Origin of the sequence: Flavobacterium akiainvivens (assembly GCF_001278115.1) — a bacterium.
In the GTDB taxonomy this organism is placed as follows: Bacteria; Bacteroidota; Bacteroidia; order Flavobacteriales; family Flavobacteriaceae; genus Flavobacterium; species Flavobacterium akiainvivens.
On the sequence record NZ_LIYD01000005.1, the window covers coordinates 4182315 to 4202543 of the forward strand.

At 42.3% G+C, this 20229-nt stretch carries 16 protein-coding genes; 11 read left to right on the plus strand and 5 right to left on the minus strand.

What is annotated here, in order from left to right; genetic code table 11:
* Positions 1–47: 47 nt before the first annotated feature.
* The 3 genes from AM279_RS18785 to hemL are packed head-to-tail and all read left to right on the plus strand — an operon-like array spanning position 48 to position 3136.
* Positions 48–938 (plus strand): 1-aminocyclopropane-1-carboxylate deaminase/D-cysteine desulfhydrase, encoded by an 891-nt coding sequence (locus AM279_RS18785; RefSeq protein WP_054409587.1) that lies wholly within the window; start codon positions 48–50, stop codon positions 936–938.
* 4 nt (positions 939–942) lie between these two features.
* Positions 943–1842 carry a glucosaminidase domain-containing protein gene (locus AM279_RS18790; protein WP_054409588.1) on the plus strand — a complete coding sequence of 300 codons (900 nt, stop codon included), beginning with the start codon at positions 943–945 and terminating at the stop codon, positions 1840–1842.
* A gap of 7 nt (positions 1843–1849) precedes the next feature.
* Positions 1850–3136: a glutamate-1-semialdehyde 2,1-aminomutase gene (gene hemL / locus AM279_RS18795; RefSeq protein WP_054409589.1), complete on the plus strand. Its 1287-nt coding sequence runs from the start codon at positions 1850–1852 to the stop codon at positions 3134–3136.
* A gap of 69 nt (positions 3137–3205) precedes the next feature.
* Here the strand turns inward: hemL and AM279_RS18800 are convergent, their stop codons facing one another.
* The 4 genes from AM279_RS18800 to lysS form a co-directional block, all read right to left on the minus strand.
* Entirely contained in the window at positions 3206–3580 is a 375-nt protein-coding gene (locus AM279_RS18800; RefSeq protein WP_054409590.1) for a hypothetical protein, read from the minus strand.
* Positions 3581–3719: 139 nt separating this feature from the next.
* A complete protein-coding gene (locus AM279_RS18805) occupies positions 3720–4091 on the minus strand; it encodes a hypothetical protein (RefSeq protein WP_143090317.1) in 372 nt (123 codons plus the stop codon).
* 80 nt (positions 4092–4171) lie between these two features.
* Positions 4172–4633, minus strand: a complete 462-nt coding sequence (locus AM279_RS18810; protein WP_143090318.1) for a DUF4890 domain-containing protein — start codon at positions 4631–4633, stop codon at positions 4172–4174.
* Between the two features lie 158 nt (positions 4634–4791).
* Entirely contained in the window at positions 4792–6486 is a 1695-nt protein-coding gene (lysS, locus tag AM279_RS18815) for a lysine--tRNA ligase (protein WP_054409593.1), read from the minus strand.
* Between the two features lie 135 nt (positions 6487–6621).
* Between lysS and AM279_RS18820 the strand changes: the two genes are divergently transcribed.
* Both AM279_RS18820 and lipB read left to right on the plus strand, forming a co-directional pair.
* Complete coding sequence (locus tag AM279_RS18820) at positions 6622–7374, plus strand: MucBP domain-containing protein (RefSeq protein WP_054409594.1); 753 nt, start codon at positions 6622–6624, stop codon at positions 7372–7374.
* 107 nt (positions 7375–7481) lie between these two features.
* Positions 7482–8210 (plus strand): lipoyl(octanoyl) transferase LipB, encoded by a 729-nt coding sequence (lipB, locus tag AM279_RS18825; RefSeq protein WP_054409595.1) that lies wholly within the window; start codon positions 7482–7484, stop codon positions 8208–8210.
* 10 nt (positions 8211–8220) lie between these two features.
* Here lipB and AM279_RS18830 read toward each other — a convergent pair whose 3' ends face one another.
* Complete coding sequence (locus tag AM279_RS18830; RefSeq protein ID WP_054410416.1) at positions 8221–8832, minus strand: ribonuclease HII; 612 nt, start codon at positions 8830–8832, stop codon at positions 8221–8223.
* Positions 8833–9005: 173 nt separating this feature from the next.
* Between AM279_RS18830 and AM279_RS18835 the strand changes: the two genes are divergently transcribed.
* From AM279_RS18835 to AM279_RS18860, 6 genes are all read left to right on the plus strand, one after another.
* The gene (locus AM279_RS18835; protein WP_054409596.1) at positions 9006–10904 is read left to right on the plus strand and encodes a S8/S53 family peptidase; all 1899 of its coding nucleotides are present in this window, start codon (positions 9006–9008) and stop codon (positions 10902–10904) included.
* Positions 10905–11169: 265 nt separating this feature from the next.
* Positions 11170–14226 (plus strand): SusC/RagA family TonB-linked outer membrane protein, encoded by a 3057-nt coding sequence (locus AM279_RS18840; RefSeq protein WP_054409597.1) that lies wholly within the window; start codon positions 11170–11172, stop codon positions 14224–14226.
* Positions 14227–14239: 13 nt separating this feature from the next.
* Positions 14240–15733, plus strand: coding sequence for a RagB/SusD family nutrient uptake outer membrane protein (locus AM279_RS18845; RefSeq protein ID WP_054409598.1), 1494 nt, complete (start codon positions 14240–14242; stop codon positions 15731–15733).
* A 19-nt stretch (positions 15734–15752) separates the two neighbouring features.
* Positions 15753–16598, plus strand: coding sequence for a DUF4843 domain-containing protein (locus AM279_RS18850; protein ID WP_054409599.1), 846 nt, complete (start codon positions 15753–15755; stop codon positions 16596–16598).
* A gap of 104 nt (positions 16599–16702) precedes the next feature.
* The gene (locus tag AM279_RS18855; protein ID WP_054409600.1) at positions 16703–18664 is read left to right on the plus strand and encodes a putative porin; all 1962 of its coding nucleotides are present in this window, start codon (positions 16703–16705) and stop codon (positions 18662–18664) included.
* Between the two features lie 62 nt (positions 18665–18726).
* Positions 18727–20088 (plus strand): pyridoxal-phosphate dependent enzyme, encoded by a 1362-nt coding sequence (locus tag AM279_RS18860; RefSeq protein WP_054409601.1) that lies wholly within the window; start codon positions 18727–18729, stop codon positions 20086–20088.
* The last annotated feature ends 141 nt before the right edge of the window (positions 20089–20229 follow it).

Here is a 20229-nt window from a genome sequence, read left to right on the forward strand (position 1 = left end):
TAATATGTGGGCTTGCCTTTGGTAGCCATTATGTGTTATTTTGCAGTATGAACCAGGAGATAGATATACAACTCCCACACAACATAACGCTTACCGTAAAGCGTGAAGATTTGCTGCACCCGCATATTTCGGGTAATAAATTCCGTAAGCTTAAGTATAATATTCTACAGGCTAAGGCTGAGGGTAAAACTGCGCTGCTCACTTTTGGCGGGGCTTACAGCAACCATATAGCCGCCGCAGCTGCCGCAGGCAAGGAGTATGGCTTTAAAACCATAGGCGTAATAAGGGGAGAAGAACTGGTTAATAAAATTGGGGATAACCCAACACTTTCTTTTGCAAAGGGTTGCGGTATGACGTTTAACTTTGTAAGCAGGGAAGCCTACAGGCAAAAAACCGACCCTGTTTTTATTGAAGCGCTTAAAGCCAAATATGGCGATGTGTACATCCTGTCGGAAGGTGGTACTAATGCACTTGCCATACAAGGTTGCGAAGAAATACTAACGCCTGAAGATGATGTATTTACACACGTTTGCGTGGCTGTGGGTACAGGTGGCACCATAAGCGGTATTATAAACAGCGCTAACCCACACCAGCAGGTACTGGGCTTTCCGGTGTTAAAAGGGGCGGGTTTATCGGCTGATATCCTTAAATTTGCCCAAATAGGCAACTGGCAGCTGGTTGAAGGCTATCATTTTGGCGGATACGGCAAGGTAACACCCGAGCTTATTATCTTTATGAATGATTTTTTTGAGAAGGCCGGCATATTGCTGGACCCGGTGTATACGGCAAAGCTGTTTTTTGGCGTTATAGACAGGGTTAACAAAGGCCTTTTTCCGCAGGGCGCGCGCATTTTGCTCATACATACGGGCGGCTTGCAGGGCATAGCGGGAATGAATAACGAACTAATAAGAAAAAAACTACCTGTAATAAAAACGTGATATAATGCTAAGGAAAATTTGTGTTTTACTACTCATCGGTGCTGTATCTGCAAGCTGCGGCAGCCGCAAAGCCCACATCCAGACTACTAAAAATAAGCCTAAAAAAACCCGTACTACACACGTTTCTAAAACCGAAACCGCTTCAAACAATAAAAAAGACGACAGGCAGGTAGAGGTGCTGGAGTCTACCTCTAAAACCACCGTGTATGCCGACCTTGTAAAGGAATACATTAATACCTATAAAGATATTGCCAAAGACAATATGCGCAGGCATGGCATACCGGCCAGTATTACGCTGGCGCAGGGTATACTTGAAAGCGGTGCAGGTAAGGGTACACTTTGCGTTACCGCAAACAACCATTTTGGTATAAAATGCCATACCGACTGGACCGGGGATAAGGTATACCATGATGATGATTCTGCACAGGAGTGTTTCCGTAAGTATGCAAAGCCATCTGAGTCTTTTGAAGACCACTCACAGTTCCTTACCACACGCGGGCGCTATGCCGCTTTGTTTAAGCTTGATAAAGACGATTATCAGGGCTGGGCTAAAGGGCTTAGGGCTGCGGGCTATGCTACCGACCCAAAATATCCTGAAAAGCTAACCGGCCTTATTGAGCGCTATGACCTTGCCCAATATGACGCTGAGGTGTTGAGTAAAAAATATGAGCCTAAAGTTAAGAACGAGCCTGCGGTAGTGAGTGCGCCTAAACCGGCGCCTACTGTTGCCAGCCAGGCCGCTAAAGAAGAAGCATCTGTAGGCGCAAATGAATACAAAGTGGTTAAGGGCGATACCATGTATTCTATCTCTAAAAAGCACAACCTGACCGTAGACCAGCTTATGCAGCTTAACGGCCTTACTACAAACGCCCTTTCTATAGGGCAGGTTTTAAAAGTAAAATAAAGATTTTATGTTATACGAACGCAGCAGCCGCCTTTTTGCCGAAGCAGAGCAGGTAATACCCGGCGGCGTAAACTCTCCGGTACGGGCTTTTAAAGCCGTGGGGGGCACACCAATTTTTATAAAAGAAGCAAAAGGCGCCTATCTTTATGATGAAGACGGCAACCGCCTTATAGATTATATCAACTCATGGGGGCCTATGATTTTAGGCCATGCCTATGCACCTGTGGTAGATGCCGTTATTGAAAAAGCTAAAAAAGGTACGTCTTTCGGTACGCCAACCGCGCTTGAAACCGAGATTGCAAAGCTGGCGGTAAACATGGTGCCCAATATTGATAAAATACGTTTTGTAAACAGCGGTACAGAGGCATGTATGAGTGCTATTCGCCTGGCACGTGGCTACACCGGCCGGGAAAAGATTATAAAATTTGCAGGCTGCTATCACGGGCATTCTGATTCGTTTTTGATACAGGCGGGTAGTGGTGCCATAACTTTTGGTACGCCAAACAGCCCGGGTGTAACGCAGGGCACGGCTAAAGACACGCTGCTGGCTACCTATAACGACCTTGATAATGTAAGGGCATTGTTTGAGGCTAACCCTAAAGAAATAGCGGCCATAATTATAGAGCCTGTTGCAGGTAATATGGGTTGTGTGCCCCCCGCTGAGGGCTTTTTGCAAGGCTTAAGAAACCTGTGTGATGCTAATGGTACATTGCTTATTTTTGATGAGGTAATGACGGGTTTCCGTTTGGCTAAAGGTGGTGTGCAGGAATTATTTGGCATAAAGGCTGATATTGTAGCGTTTGGCAAGGTAATAGGCGGCGGGCTCCCTGTAGGGGCTTTTGCTGCCCGTAACGAGATTATGAATTACCTGGCGCCGGTTGGGCCGGTATACCAGGCAGGAACACTAAGCGGTAACCCGCTGGCTATGGCTGCCGGTTTTGAAATGCTGAAAGCCCTTGACGCCGATGCCGAAATATTTATAAGGCTTGATGCCAAAACATCGTACCTTGAAACGGGTATAAGGAACATACTTGAAAAGAAAGGCATTGCCTTTACCATAAACCGTGTGGGCAGTATGATATCGGTACATTTTGATGCAAGGCCGGTAACTGATTTTGCAACGGCAGGCTATGGTAATAATGACAGTTTTAAGAAGTTCTTTCACGGGCTGCTGGCTGAAGGGGTTTATATAGCACCATCGGCTTATGAAACGTGGTTTATTACTGATGCATTGACTTATGATGACCTTAACTTTACACTGCAGGCAATAGAAAAAGTAGCAGATACATTGTAGTGTTGTAGCAATACATAACAAAAACACCCCTGAAATTTCAGGGGTGTTTTTGTTTATTCAATAAACTTCTTAGTGCGTAATTTTTTTAAGCACTTCCGGCTTACTGTTTAGTTTTTCAAGCTGCTCTGGTGTTAATGTGGCTTTTATTTTGGCATCTATAGCCTGCCAAATTGAGCTTTTGCGCTCGTCTGTGAGAGCGTCTGAAAGCGAACGGTGCTTTTGCTCAAACAGGCTTTTAAAGTCCCGCATTTGCGCTGTTGTAAGGCCGCCTACGGTTTCATTAAGGATTTTGGTATCGTTAACAGCTGCCTGCTGTATTTTAGATTCTTTGCTGTCGGCTACGGCAGCAGGTTTGGCAGCAACGGCAGGCTTAGCCGTTTTCTGGGCGCTTGCTGTAAAGCTAACGCCAAGCATAACAATAAATAAAGCAATTATCTTTTTCATAGCGGGTGGTTAAAAAATTATTAAGTCAAATCTAATTATTTTGTTGCTTGCGGCAAAGGTTTGATAGTAAATTATTTATGGCAATTTAAAAAAAAGAGCCGCTTTTGTAAGCGGCTCAGATTATCTTTTAATAAAGAAATTATTTTTTACCTGTAAGCTGGTTTAGCAGCGTAGGGTTTTGGCTAAGCTTAGTAACCTGGTCTGGTGTAAGTGTAGCGTTTATTTTCATTTCAATAGTTTCAGCAAGGGCTTTTTTACGCTCATCGCTAAGTCCTTCTGCAAGGTTACGGTATTTGTACTCAAATAGGCCCCTGAAACTTACCATCTGGTCATCAGATAGTTTTACAAATTCATTAAGGGCTTTTGTATCTGCCTGGGCACCCTTTTGAATTTCAGCTGCCTGTGCCCTCTGCTCTTTAGTCTGGGCAGGTTTGGCAACGGCTTTTTTCTGAGCGCTTGCCGTAAAGCTAACACCCAGCATAAGAACGAATAAAGCAATTATTTTTTTCATGATAAACGGTATTTGTTTAGTGTTTATAAAGCCAAATCTAACTATTTTGTAAAACATCACAAAACTTTAACACTAAAAAATTATCTCCTGTGGTGTTTTTTCATTTTTTTAGCACGCTTTGTGATTTTCTCATGGCGCTTGTGCTTCATCTTCTCAAACTTTGCAAACTGGTCTTCTGTTAGTATTTTCTTTAGCTCGCGCTTAGCCGAAATCTGATTTTCTAACTTCCTGTTTTGCATTGCAAAGCGTTCATCGGGGCTAAGTTTTTTACCTGCTTCGCGGTTGGCTTTATGCTGCTCCATGGCGGTTTGCCTCTCTTTAGCCTGGGTGGTAAATACTTTTTGCAGTTCGGTTTGCTGCTTATCAGTAAGGTCAAGCTGCAGGGTTAGTTTTTTAGCCCTAAGTTCAGCCCTTTGTTCGGGGGTAAATGGGTCGCGGTGTTCTTTGCGTGGGCCATGTTCACCATCATGCCTCCTGTTGTGCTGCTGTGCACTCATTGTTAACCCCATCATCATTGCCATTGCTACAATCCACGTTTTCATATTTTTTATTTTTTAATTGTTATATCCATAAGACATTCAGTAAAATAAAAAGTTTAATTACGGGTTGTGTTAATTTTTTTTGATGCCTGTGGTTTGCAGCAAATAAAAAAGCCTTTGAGCAGAAACTCAAAGGCTTTTTTGTATTGTTACTTAAGGGTTTATCCTTTATATTCAACCGTTTTGCTGTCGCCCTCTACGGTAACTTTTACAAGCCCGTGTTTAGAAAGGCCTTTCATTGCGGCATCCCATTTCTTGCCGCTCAGGCCAGCCTGGGTTTTAAGTGCATCAAGGGCCAGCTGTCCGGCAGCTTTAAGAAGTTCGGCAACGGCTTTTTCATCTTCGGTAAGCTCAGGGCCTTTTTTCTCCGGCCTCATTTGCGGGAAGAACAGCACTTCCTGTATGCTTGGGTTGTTGGTAAGGAACATGATAAGCCTGTCCATACCTATACCAAGCCCGCTTGTTGGCGGCATACCATACTCCAGCGCACGAAGGAAATCATTATCAATAAACTGTGCGGCTTCAACGTCGCCACGCTCACTTAGTTTCAGTTGCGCTTCAAAACGCTCGCGCTGGTCTATAGGGTCGTTTAGCTCGCTGTAGGCATTGGCAATTTCTTTGCCGCACACCATAAGCTCAAAACGCTCAGTCAGTTCAGGGTTATCGCGGTGTTTTTTACACAGCGGGCTCATTTCGATAGGATAATCGGTAATGAATGTAGGCTGAATAAAGTTGCCTTCGCATTTTTCGCCAAATATCTCGTCTATAAGCTTGCCTTTGCCCATGGTTTCGTCTACGGCAATACCCATACCTTTTGCAGCTTCATAAAGCTCTTCTTCGGATTTTCCGGTAATGTCAAAGCCGGTGAATTGCTTAATGGCGTCGGTCATGGTTACGCGTGCATAAGGCGCTTTAAAATCTACCTTGTGTTCGCCAAAGGTGGCTTCTGTAGTACCGTTAACCGCCTGTGCGCAGTGCTCCAGCAGGTTTTCGGTAAACTCCATCATCCAGTTGTAATCTTTATAGGCTACATATATTTCCATAGCCGTAAACTCAGGGTTGTGGGTGCGGTCCATACCCTCGTTACGGAAGTTTTTGCTAAACTCATACACACCGTCAAATCCGCCCACAATAAGGCGTTTTAGGTACAGCTCATTGGCAATACGCATATAAAGCGGAATATCAAGGCTGTTGTGGTGTGTTATAAACGGCCTTGCGCTGGCACCACCGGGAATAGACTGTAGTATTGGGGTTTCTACCTCAAAGTATCCTTTATCGTTAAAGAAGTTACGCATGGCAGTATACAGCTTTGTACGCTTTACAAATACCTCTTTAACCTGCGGGTTAACCACAAGGTCTACATAGCGCATGCGGTAACGCAGCTCTGGGTCGGCAAAACCGTCAAATACATTGCCTTCGCTATCTGTTTTTGGTAGCGGAAGCGGGCGCAGGGTTTTGCTAAGCAGGGTAAAGTTTTCTACCCAAACCGATTTTTCGCCTACCTGGGTAGTAAACAGCTTACCTTCAATACCTATAAAGTCGCCAAGGTCTACCAGTTTTTTAAACACCTCGTTATAAAGGGTTTTGTCTTCGCCGGTGCAAATTTCATCGCGGTTAACGTAAATTTGTATACGGCCATCGCTGTCCTGAAGCTCGGCAAAAGAAGCCTTGCCCTGTATGCGCATGCTCATTACACGGCCGGCTAAAACCACCTTCTTGCCTTCAGAAAAGTTTTCCTTAACCTGTTTACTTGTAGTGTCTACCGGATACAGGTTAGCGGGATATGGATTAATGCCGAGGTTCCTCAGCGCGTCCAGTTTTTCTCTGCGGATAATTTCTTGTTCTGAAAGCTGCATGATTATTTAATGTTTTAAGCGTGCAAAGATATGTTAATCCGTATAAATAAGCAATGAGGCCAAATTATCAAACAGATATGTTACAGGAATTTTAAAAAGTATATATTTGGCATTAAATAATCACACTAATCAATAATGAAAACAAGATTACTACTGGCGCTTGGCGCTTTTGTTGGGTTTTTAACCACCTCATGTAATATTAATGAAACCATTACTTTTAGCGAAGACGGCAGTGGTGTTATGAAACTTGAAATGGACGGCGAACAGCTAATGGCTATGGCCGGCGGCCAAATGGGCGATAAAAAAGAGCGTATTGACTCTACTTTTAACTTCCGTGAGGTGTTTAAAGGCAAGGCTGATAGTATTGCCAAACTGCCCAAAGCTGAGCAGGACAGGATTAAGGCGCTTCAAAACCTTGAAGGGCACCTGCTTATGGACAGCGAAAGCGGCGAACTTAAAATAACATTTGACAACAAGTTTAAAAATGCCAGTGAACTTGTTAACATGATGAACGGTACATCTGAATTTAAGAAAGGCTTTTTAAAAGGCGCTGCCCAGGGTATGCAGGAAGAAGGTATGCCGGATATGGGCCTTGATGATGCCGAACCTGCTATTACCTATTCTTATGACGGTAAAAAGTTTAAGAAAACCGTAGCTGAGGTGCCACCGAAAGAAGAAGAGGAGGAGAATGAGATAATGGCCCAGTTGTACCAGGCATTTGAAGGCTCTACATATACGGTTAACTACAAATTTCCTAAGAAAATTAAATCAGTATCTAACAAAGCAGGTAAAATAAGCGATGATAAAAAGACTGTTACCGTAGTGTATCAGCTTGTAGATTATATGGATAACCCTAAGTCTATGGATCTTGAGGTTGTTTTTGAATAACCCCCTATTAAAAAATAATGTAAAGCCGTGCCACAAGGTGCGGCTTTTTGTTTTGTAAAACCAGGCTTAGTATTTTGTAACTTTGTAATGTATTTAGATGTAATGCAATGAATAAGATAGTAGAGCTACAGGACCTGGGTGTAATGGATTATAAAGAAGCGTGGGATTACCAGGAAACCCTTTTTCAGCAAACGGTAGATATTAAAATAGCCAACAGGAGGGAGGGTACTGCTACCCAAACCCCTAATTACCTGCTTTTGGTTGAGCATCCGCACGTTTATACACTGGGCAAAAGCGGCGATTTTAGTAACCTGCTTATAAATGAAAAGCAGCTTGCCGAAAAAGATGCCGTATACTATAAAGTAAACAGGGGGGGCGATATAACATATCACGGCCCGGGGCAGATTGTGGGTTACCCTGTGCTTGACCTTGAAAACTTTTTTACAGATATACACAAATACCTGCGCCTGCTGGAAGAAACCATGATTATGGTGCTGGCAGACTATGGCCTTAGAGGCGAACGTAGTGATGGCGAAACCGGCGTGTGGCTTGATGTGGGCACGCCCTTTGCCCGAAAAATATGCGCCATGGGTGTAAGGGCATCGCGCTGGGTTATTATGCACGGTTTTGCACTTAATGTAAATGCCAACCTGGGTTATTTTGATAATATTATTCCATGTGGCATTAGGGGCAAGGGTGTAACATCTTTAAATGTAGAACTGGGTGTTGCCCATGTAGATGAGCAGGAAGTGAAAAATAAGATACTGGCTTATTTTTCGCAGCTGTTTGAAGCCGAAATTGTAAAGTTGCAACCCGCCGAAAAAATCACACTATAATATATAGGAGTTATTTTCCGGTTTCAAATTCAATTTGAAGCTGTTCGGGTAACAGGCGAAAGCTCATGCGGTGGTGTGGTGTGGTGCCATATTGCTTAATGGCATTGCGGTGTGCAACGGTAGGGTAGCCCTTGTTGTTTTTCCAGTTATACATTGGGAATTCATCATGCAGGCGCTCCATATAGTCATCCCTGTATGTTTTTGCCAGTACCGATGCTGCGGCAATACTTAGGTACTTACCGTCTCCTTTAATTATACAACTGTGCGGAATGTTTTTAACCGGCTTAAAACGGTTGCCGTCTACTATAATATACTGCGGTTGGGGGGTAAGCTGCTTAATGCAGTCCTGCATGGCGCGTATGCTGGCATTAAGTATATTTATCTCATCTATTACATTGGGCTGTATGTGTACTACATGGTAGCACAAAGCCTTTTCTTCTATAAGCGGGCGCAGCTCATAGCGCATTTTTTCGTTAAGCTGCTTAGAATCGTTAAGCCGTGGCATCTCAAAATCATCGGGCAATATAACGGCTGCTGCAGTTACAGGGCCGGCCAGGCACCCGCGTCCGGCTTCGTCTGTTCCGGTTTCATATAAATGAGTAGAATATTTAAGAGCCAGCATAATGTTTTTGTTTAAAAAGTAAACAAAGTTAAAATCTGTTAAGTTAAAATTAAAATTATTGTATGTTAATCTCAGATAATTTATATTTTTGCTAAACTGTTTTAATTCAACTGCCTGTTTTTCTAACATTTGTTTTAAAACGCTATTAACTATCAATAATTTTTATAACTGTCATGAAAAAAAATACACTTTCCGTACTGTTGTTAATGGCCGGAATGTCTTTTGGTGTTAGTGCCTATGCACAAAAAACCGAAGAGCAAAAAGCTAAAATAAGGAAGGGCACAGATGTAAAGCGCCTGCTTGAACTTTCTGCAGAGTATACTGCAAAGTATGAAGCAAAGCGTGCTGAAGCACTTAAGCAAGCTAAAATTTATAACTGGCCTGAAAAAATCAGTGACGATAAAGGTGTTTCTTTATTAGTAGATGTTGTAGATGGTAACCCTCTTTATCTTACTACAGATAACGTTGGGTCGGCCCTTACATCGCGCACTAATTCACTACAGCCGGGCGGAGACCTTGGCCTTAACCTTACCGGCAGTATTATGGTGGTAGGTATGTGGGACGGAGATTACCCAAGGGCTACGCACGACGATTTTGTAGGAAGACTGGCTGTTAATGATGGTACACCGGTACCTAACCACTACCACCCAACACACGTTTTAGGTACTATGATTGGCGCGGGTGTAAGCACGCCTGGTGCAAAAGGTATGGCAACAGATGCTTTTGCCCTTGTGTATAGTTATGATAATGACTATGCTGAAATGGCACAGCAGGCGGCTGTAGAAGCCTTGTTGCTTTCAAACCACTCTTATGGTTATAACTTTGATTTGATACCTGCAAGCTGGAGGGGAGAATATCGTGAAGAAGCTATGCAGGTTGATGAGGTTACTTTTGGTGCAAAATACTATACACCATGTTTTTCTGCGGGTAATGATAACTCTAACAGTTCTAACTATGATATCCTTACGGACAGGACAATGGCTAAAAATGCTATAGTTGTAGGTGCTGTTAACCAGGTAAGCAGTTATACAGGCCCATCAAGTGTAACACTTGCGGGCTTTAGTAGTTTTGGGCCTACTAATGATAACCGTATTAAACCGGATATTGTTACTAAAGGTTCAAACGTGCTTTCTTCATGGAATACAAGCGATACAGCATCAAGTAGTATAAGTGGTACTTCTATGTCTTGTCCTGGTGTAACAGGTTCTCTTTTGCTTGTTCAGGAGCATTTCTATAACCAAAACGATGGCAACTTCATGAAGTCTGCAACCCTTAGGGGGCTTGTAGCCCATGCTGCTGATGAGTGTGGTAGTGCAGACGGGCCAGATGCGCGTTTTGGCTGGGGATTGCTAAATACAAAGCGTATGGCCCAGATTATAAGCGGTGCAGGTGATACTTCGGTTATTCAGGAGTTAACGCTTTTGCCGGGCGAAGAATTTACATTTAGTGTTCTTGCTGCAGGTAACGAACCGCTAATTGCTACACTTGCCTGGACAGACCCTGCGAAGTTTGTAGGTGCTAACCAGGGCTTGGGTAATACCAAGGCTTTGATAAACGACCTTGATATAAGGGTTACAAGAAATGATAATACTTATATGCCATGGAGGTTGGGAAGCAGCCCAACTGCTGCTGCGGTAAAAGGAGATAATACTGTAGATAACATAGAAAAAGTTGAAATAGCTTCTCCTGATGTTGAGTGGTATACTGTTACTGTTTCTCATAAAGGAACTACACTTCAAAATCCGGGTACAGGGGCTGTTCCTTCTCAGGAATTCTCAGTAATTGTTTCTGGTATTACAGATAATATAGGTAATGCGGCAGAGTACAGGGCAGACTTGTTTAATGTATGGCCTAACCCTGCTACAGATGTAATTAATGTATCGGTTACAGATGTTTCGTTGCAGGATAATGCCTCTCTTTCGGTTTATGATATACAGGGCAGGCAGGTTAGAAATGCGGCTTTAACAACAAATGAATCTTCTGTAGATGTTAAAGGCTTGTCATCTGGGGTTTATTTTGTTAAAATAGTAAACGGCACACAACAGCAGGTTAAAAAAGTTGCTATAAAATAAAAAGTTATGCTTTTTATTTAAAAACTACGCAACCTGCTTCATATTTAAGCATCTTAAAAGCAAACGCAAGTGTTAAAATTTGTGTTTGCTTTTTTTTATTAAAAAAATTGATGCTTATGAATGCAATTGTTAAAAATTTATTGTGGTTTTACTGTTTACAGTGAGAAAAATTTAAATAATTTAAAGGATATTGCTGTCTTAAATATTTGTTATTTTAAAATTAATTAATAGATTTGCAGCTTAACTAACTCAAATTAATTTTAATATGAAATCAAAGTTTACTTGGATTTTTACGCTTTTACTGGCGTTTTTTGTTCAGTTTGCGTTTGCGCAGCAAAAAACGGTTTCGGGCGTTATTACTGACGGTGATGGTATGCCGTTACCAGGTGTTTCAGTTCTTGTTAAAGAAAGTCCTTCTACTGTTGTTGTGACAGATTTGAACGGGCACTATGAAATTTCTGTTGCTAAAGGACAAACACTTGTTTTTACTTATGTTAACACTACCAGGTCGGTTGAGGTAACTGATTTAACTACTTATGACCAGACAATGGTTGAAGAGTTGAAAGAAGTGGTTATTACTAACTATAAAACTACTTCAAGGCCACTTTCTAACGATGCTATTACTACTGTAACTGCAGAGAAGATAGGTGGTAGGCCAAATGCCTCGTTTATACAAACGCTACAGGCACAGGTTCCGGGTCTTAACATCTCTACAGGTTCTGGTCAGCCGGGTGCTAACAGTACTGTAATTCTTAGGGGTTATGGTTCTATTAACGGTAACGTAGAGCCTTTGTATGTAATTGACAATATTCCATTGAATGTTGATAACTTCAGGAGCTTAAACCCTAATGATATCCAGTCTATCTCGGTTCTTAAAGATGCCGGTGCAACTGCTATTTATGGTAACAGGGGTGCTAACGGTGTAATTGTTGTTACTACTAAAAAAGGTAGTTTTGATGCTCCGCTTAAAGTTACTTACCAGGGTGTAACAAGCTTTACCGAAATGCAAAATAACAAATACCGTACTATGAATTCAAGGCAGTTACTTGGTCTTGAAAAAGCATACGGCAGGGGTTATGGTACGCAGTTAACAGATGAGGAAATTGCTAATTATAACACAAGTACTAACTGGAAAGATGAGCTTTTCAGGACAGGTGTTTCTCAAAACCATACAATTAGCTTAACCAGTGGTGGTGCAAATCTTGCTTCTTTTACATCAATAGGTTATTTTGATCAGGAAGGTATTCTTCAAAACACAGGCCTTCAAAGGTTTAGTTTTAGGAATAACCTTAGTGGTAAAAGTAAAAACGATAAATTTACATATACTACCGCTCTTACTTTCAACTACTCTGTAAGCAATACGGCTTCAAGGTTAGGTGAGGGTGCAGTAAACATTAACCCTGTAGTGGGTGCAAACAATGGTTTGCCATATTTAACTCCTGGTATGTACCAGAGTGGTGCCCAATTGCTTCAGTGGTATCAAACCGGCTCAAGCCCAGATGAAACTAACCCTATTGGTAGTACAGGTTTAAGCCTTACACCGCTTTTACTTTTAAACCAGCTTGATACTTACATAGGCAGGTCTAACGAGATTAAAGCGCTTGCTAACTTCCAGGGTAAGTATAAAATTACTGATGACCTATCTATTGGTGGTAGTTTTGGTACTGACTTTACTGAAATCAATGGTCTTACTGTATCTAGCCCTGCTTCATTTACAGAGTTACTTTACCAGGTTGATGGTCAGGATTATCTTGGTTTCCAGGGAGAGTCTTTCTCTCGCGATGTGTCGTTTAACGTAAATACAAACGTTAGCTACAGCAAAAGCTGGGGCGAACACTCTCTTGATGTAGCTGCATTTACAGAATACTACAAATCTCACTTCAAAACGTTTAGCTACACTCAGAACGGCCTTGACCCTAAAGTATTTGAGCCGGGTAATGGTGCCGGTTATATACCGTTTAACCCTGCAACTCCTAACTTCTACATACCAAGTGTAGGTGCAGGTAAAGGTAGTGCTGGTCTTTTCTCATATTTTGCAACTGCAGATTATGACTATAGCCAAAAATATGGTGTAGGTGCTACTGTGCGTCGTGATGCTTCTTACAGGTTTGCAGCTACTAACCGTTGGGGTACATTCTGGTCAGTTTCTGGTAGGTGGAATATAGACCAGGAAGACTTTATGGAAGATGCAGGTTTCGACCTTCTTAAAGTAAGGGCTTCTTATGGTACTGTAGGTAACCAAAACATTATTGGCCAAAGTATTTATAGTGCTGCAAACAATTCTCGTACACTATATGGCCTTATATCTCCAAGCTATGCTAACATGCCGGGTTACGGCCTTGCACAGTTGGGTAATGCTGACCTTAAATGGGAAACTACTAAACAATTTAACTTAGGTGTTGAATGGGAAGTATTTGAGCAAAGGCTTAGGGGTACTGTAGAGCTTTATGACAAAACTGTAGATGACCTTTTCTTAACCCTGCCTCTTTCAGGTGTTAACGGTACTTATGGTATACCTGGTAACTATGGATCAATGCAAAACAGGGGTGTAGAACTTCAGCTTGCTTATGATGTTTTAAGGAACGATGATTTTAAATTAACACTTAACTTTAACGGTTCTTATAACAAAAACAAAGTACTTGATATAGCTAACGAATCAGGACGTGTAGAAGGTGACCTTCAAATTCTTGCAGAAGGCCACCCGCTAAACGAGTTCTATTCAATTCCTTATGCTGGTGTTAACCCTGCTAACGGTAACCTTTTATTCTATGATGCTGAAGGTAACCTTACAGAAAACCCTAATCCGGAAACTGATAAAAGGTTTACAGGTAAGACATTCTTCCCTAAATTCCAGGGTGGTTTTGGTTTTGATGCAAGCTACAAAGGCTTCTTCTTAACTACTCAGTTCTCTTATGTAGCTGATATATGGAGGTATGACTATGACCTTAGTTCACTACAGGATCCTACAGATATTGGTGTGATGAACCAGTCTGCAGACCTTCTTAATGCATGGACTACTGATAACAGGGTAACTGATATACCTGCACTGCGTTACACTAACCAGGGTACAGATGAGTTCTCTGACAGGTATCTTAAAGATGCTTCATATGTAAGGCTACGTTATGCAAGCCTTGGTTACCAGTTTAAAAAAGACCTTCTTGATAAGACCTTCTTGTCTGGCGCAAGGGTTTACCTACAAGCAGAAAACCTGTTTACACTAACAAAGTGGAGAGGATGGGATGCTGAAAGTAACCGTGCTGCTGACGTTTATCAATATCCTACCCCTCGTATTCTATCTGTTGGATTAGAAGTAGAATTTTAAAAATTGAAGAAAAATGAAAAATAAATTTAGAATATTATATTTTGTTTTGGCATCTCTTGCTTTCACTTCTTGTGAAGATGCAATTGATATTACGCAGCCAAGCGAACTTTCGCCTGAAGATACCTATGAAAATGTGGCGGACCTTGAACTTGGCCTTATAGGGGTTTATGGTGCTGTACCGGGTGAATCTGATATTTACTTTACATCGCTGTTTACTGATGAAGCATCTATTGGTGCTAACAACGGTGGGCAGGGTACAGGTGGCGACCTTGCTTTCCTTCTTAACAATAACACAGGCGACCCGGCTACTATATGGGTAAGTTACTATTCTCTTATAAATGCTGCTAACAGGCTTATTGTTGGTGCTGATTTTGTAGAAGTTGAAGCCGGTAGCGATGATGAAGCCGATAAGAATGATATACTTGCACAGGCACATGCACTAAGGGCTTATGGACACCTTAAGCTTATGAGCTATTTTTGTCCTGATATGGCAGATGACAGCGCTCTTGGTGTAATTGCAATTGATTTTGTTCCTGAAAGTACTGCCCAACTTCCAAGGGCTACTGCAGGTGAAGTTTGGGCACTTGTATTAAGCGACCTTGACTTTGCAACTGCTAATATTACTCCAATAGGTCAGCCTGCCGGTGGCCTTAACTACATCAACCAGTATACGCTACTTGCCATGAGGGCACGTATAGCTGCCTTCAGGGAGCAGTATGCACAGGCTAAAGAGTATGTAGACCAACTTGATGCTATACCTCAGTTTATTCTTCCTGCTTCTGCTGCATACCTTGGTATGTTCCTGGATACAAACTCTATTAACAGCGAGGCTATATGGCAACTTGAAAGAATTCCTGCTGCTGGTACTACAACCGGTAACTTCTACCAGTACTGGGCATCAGTTAACAATACAGTATCAGGTTCTCCTTTCTTTGAAGTGGGCCGCGACCTGTTTAACCAGTACCTTCCGGGTGACGTTCGCCGTTTTCTGGTTGTAGATGAGTCTGCTATTGTAGCTCCTAACTATAGTGAGCTTTCTTATAGTGATTATCTTGTTCAGGATGTTCTTCCTGTAGGTAAATATAAGCTTACAGAAGGTGCTAACCTTAATGGTGACTTACAGCTTTTCAGGTTTAGTGAAATGGTACTTATAAGGGCTGAATACTATGCAAGCGTTAACGATTATGCTAATGTTGCTGCACAGGTTAACCTTGTAAGGACAGCCCGCGCTACTACAACCCTTGCTGCTCCTACAACATCTGAAGGTGCATGGGGTATGGTTCTTGACGAAAGAAGGAGGGAATTTGCTTTTGAAGGCCACAGGTATATTGATATTAAGCGTCTTGGTGTTAAAGCAGGTAAGAGCGTTTCAAGGGATCCTCAGGATTGTTCATTCAACAACGCCTGTACACTTCCTAATACTGACTATAGGTGGACAATGCCTATTCCGTTTGAAGAATCTGTAGCTAACCCGGGCATTGTACAAAACCCAGGTTACAGTAACTAATTAAAATCTACTAGTAAGAATGAAAAATATATTTAAATCTGTTGCTTTAGTGCTTTTTTCGGCCCTTGTACTTACTGGGTGCGAAGAGGATAAGGTTGTATTTGATAACCGCGGAGGCCAGACAATGCTTGCTTTTGATGTTGCTACACAAAATATAGGAGTTGGCCCTGCAGAAGGAGAAAACGTTGGCTATGTAGTTGTTAATTCGACTACGGTTTCAGACCAGCCAAGAACGTTTACCGTTCAGGTTGACGAGTCATCTACAGCTATAGCTGGTGTAGAATATACTATTGACCAGTCTACTTATGTAATACCTGCAGGCGAGTATAATGCACAAATTAAGATTACAGGTAATTTTGATGAGCTTGCTGAAGGCGAAAACAAAACTATTGTACTTAATATAGTAACTGACGGTAGCTTTACTGTAGACAGGGATGAAACTATTGTTACTATTTACAGGTCATGCCCTGTGCCTTCTACTTTTGGAGTAGGTAACTACCTTCTTGAGCAGGTTACTGAAGCGGGTGCAGATGGTCCTGTACTTGAAGATGGTGCTGTACGTGCAGTTACTGTAGACCCGGCTAACCCTAACGTAAGGATATTTACTACCTATAACTTCCCTAACTTCTGTAGCACAACCCGTAATAACTTTGCGTTTGAGCTTAAGTGTGGTTTAGTTGTTTCAGGTACTAATTCTGGTAACTGTGTATGTACTCAGGGTTCTCCTTATACTTTTGGCCCGGCTACAACAAGTGAGGCTTACGATACTGAAGATGATACAGTGCTTTACCTTGCGTTTACAAATGACGTAACCGGTAACTGTGGACCATCAAACCAAGTGGTTTATAAGCTTACAAAACAGTAAGATAACTTACAAAAGTTAAATATTTAAGGCCCGCTTTGCAAAAAGCGGGTCTTTTTTTTAATAATAGGTTAGAAAAAGTATCTTTGTTTCCAGTTAAAGGTACTATGTTAAAGAAACTTATATTACTGCTTGTTTTATTACTGCCGGTATTGGCTTTTTCGCAAAAAGGCCGCAGGCAACAGGCCGGATTACCTAACAGGGCTAACGATACCCTCAAAAGTAATATGCCTAATGCACCGGTACCAAAAGATACCGTGGCTACTATAGATATGTATCGTATTATTACGCTGCAAAATGATACCATACAGGTAGACACCACCCTTACCATACAGCAGGATTATAAAACCAATTACCTGCGCAAAGACAACTTTGGCCTGCTGGTTTTCCCTAATGAGGGGCATACTTATAATACCCTGTTTTATGGGCTTAACAAGTTTAACCCTTTCCCTGAGTTTGGCTTTAAGGCCAAGCACTTTGCCTATCAGGAAGTAGACGATATAAACTACTACCATGTTGCCACGCCTTATACTGACCTTATGTACCGCTCAGTAATACAGCAGGGGCAAATACTTGATGCAACTTTTTCGGCTAACACGTCGCAAAACTTTAACCTCTTTATAGGCTACAAGGGCATACGCTCTATTGGCAAATACCTTAACTCTATTGCCAGTAACGGTAATTTCAGGATGGGCTTTAGCTATAATACTACCGATATGCGCTACCGTATAAAGGCGCACTTTACCGGGCAGGATTTTAGTAACCAGGAAAACGGCGGTATTACCGTAGAGGATATCCCTAACTTTGAACTGAGCGAACCGCCTTATGACAAGCGCGAGGGGCTTGATGTGTATTTTAGGGATGCTACATCTGTAATGAAGGGTAACCGTTACTTTTTTGACCACTACTTCAGGCTTAATAAAACCAACCTAAACAGCATTGTGTTTCATCATCAGTTTAACTATGAGCATAAGTTTTTTGAGTTTGACCAGCCCACGCCCAGCACCCGTTTTGGCCCGGCTATAACATCTGACATTTACCAGAAAACAAGGTACAACCGTATGTACAACCTTGTGGGGGCGGCTTATAGTAACGAAACCATTGGTGCCATTGAGTTTTACCTTGAAGACTATAACTACAACTATTTTTACCGTACCATAATTTTAGGGTCAGACGGGCAGCCGGAAATTCCTAATGCTATTAACGACCGTATAAATACCTATGGTGCACGCTATACCTACCAGAAAGGAAACTGGAAGGGTACTGCCTTGCTGAGCAATTCGATTACCGACCAAAGCCTGGCTAATATAGACTTGCAGGCGCGCTATAAATTTGATGACAGGAACGAAGTTTCGGCACGTTTCCAGAATATGAACAAGCTGCCCGACCTGAATTACAGGCTTTACCAAAGTGATTATGAGCAGTACAACTGGTTCAATAATTTTAATAATGAGAAAATAAACAGCTTGCAGGTAGAGGCAAAGACTAAGTGGGTAGATATATCGGCACAGTATACGCTGCTTAAAGACCACCTGTTTTTTGAGAATACCAATCCGGTTGCAGGTATTGAAAAATTTGATTCATTGCTGGTAAAACCGTTACAATACGGTAATACCATAAGCTATTTTTCGGTTAAAGCCGGCAGGGATTTTAAATTCCTGAAGTATTTTGGGCTTGATAATACCGTGCTGTACCAAAACGTGCAGCAGGATGATGCAGTGCTAAATGTGCCGGAATTTTTAATACGCAGTACGTTTTATTATGACGACCGCTGGTTCCAGAATGCGCTGCAAATACAAAGCGGCTTTACCCTAAATTATTTTACGGAGTATTATATGAACGACTACAATCCGCTTATTAGTGAGTTTTACGTTCAGAGGGAGCGAAAGATAGGTAATTTCCCAACGGTTGATTTCTTCCTGAACCTCAAAATTCAGGAATTCAGGTTGTTTTTAAAGGCAGAACACTTTAACAGCAGTATGACGGGGTACAACTATTATTCGGCGCCAAACTACCCGTATCGTGATTTTACGGTACGCTTTGGTATCATCTGGAATTTCTTTTCATAACATTTTTCGCCGCAGAACCGTATCTTTGCATCGTTTATTGGCTTTAGCCAAATAATACAACTATGAAATACGCTAAAAATATACTTGAAACCATAGGCAACACGCCAATGGTAAAACTCAATAAGCTTACAGAGGATATAGATGCCCTCGTACTGGCCAAGGTAGAAACCTTTAATCCCGGCAACTCGGTTAAAGACCGTATGGCTGTAAAGATGATTGAAGATGCCGAAGCCGATGGCCGCCTTAAACCGGGCGGAACAATTATAGAGGGTACCAGTGGTAACACGGGCATGGGCCTTGCCCTGGGCGCTATTGTTAAAGGCTACAAGCTTATTTGCGTTATAAGCGATAAGCAGAGTAAGGAAAAGATGGATATCCTTCGTGCCGTGGGTGCAAGGGTAGTAGTGTGCCCTACCGATGTAGAGCCTACCGACCCGCGTTCGTACTACTCGGTATCCAAACGCCTGGCAGAGGAAACACCTAACTCGTGGTATGTAAACCAGTATGATAACCTAAGCAATACCGCTGCGCACTATGAGCAAACCGGCCCTGAAATATGGGAACAGACCGAAGGCAAAATTACACACTTTGTAGTGGGTGTAGGTACCGGCGGAACAATCAGCGGTGTAGCGAAATACCTAAAGGAGCACAATCCTAACGTGAAGATTTGGGGTGTGGATACATATGGTTCGGTGTTCAAGAAATACCACGAAACGGGTATTTTTGACGAGAACGAAATTTACAGCTACGTTACCGAAGGCATAGGCGAAGACATACTGCCTAAAAACGTTGACTTTAGCCTGATAGACGGCTTTACAAAAGTGACCGATAAAGACGCTGCTGTGTATACACGAAAGTTGGCGCTTGAAGAGGGTATTTTTGTAGGCAACTCTGCCGGTGCGGCCATAAAGGGCGTGCTACAGCTTAAGGAGCATTTTAAACCCGAAGACGTGGTGGTGGTGCTTTTCCACGACAGTGGCAGCCGCTATGTGGGCAAGATGTTTAACGACGACTGGATGCGCGAACGCGGCTACCTTGACGATGAAATTACCAAGGCTGAAGACCTTATTAAAGACCACAGCGATAAGCCGCTTGTAACGGTGCGTACCGAAGAGCTGGTAAGCCACGCCATAGACCGCCTGCGCAAGTATAAAATAAGCCAGATTCCGGTGGTTGATGTAGATGGTTTTGTGGGCAGCCTTGACGAGACCGACCTGTTCCGTAGTTATGTGGAGGATAAGGATATTGCCGATAAGCCGGTTAGGGAGGTTATGGGTAAGCCGTTCCCTGTGGTTAAGGGCGCAACATCTATAGACGAGGTAAGCAAGCTTTTCAGCAAAGACAACCAGGCGGTATTGGTAGACCTTGGTGAAGGTAAATACCATATTATTACCAAGCACGATATTATCAGTTCTATAAAATAGTAAATCCCGCTTCGGCGGGATTTTTTTATTATTGGGAGATTCCTCAACTCCGCTGCGCTTCGTTCGACACGAGGGTTTACCCGAACTGGCAAAGCAAATGACAAAAATCACTTCGGTGCAGATTTTTTATGTCTTAAGATT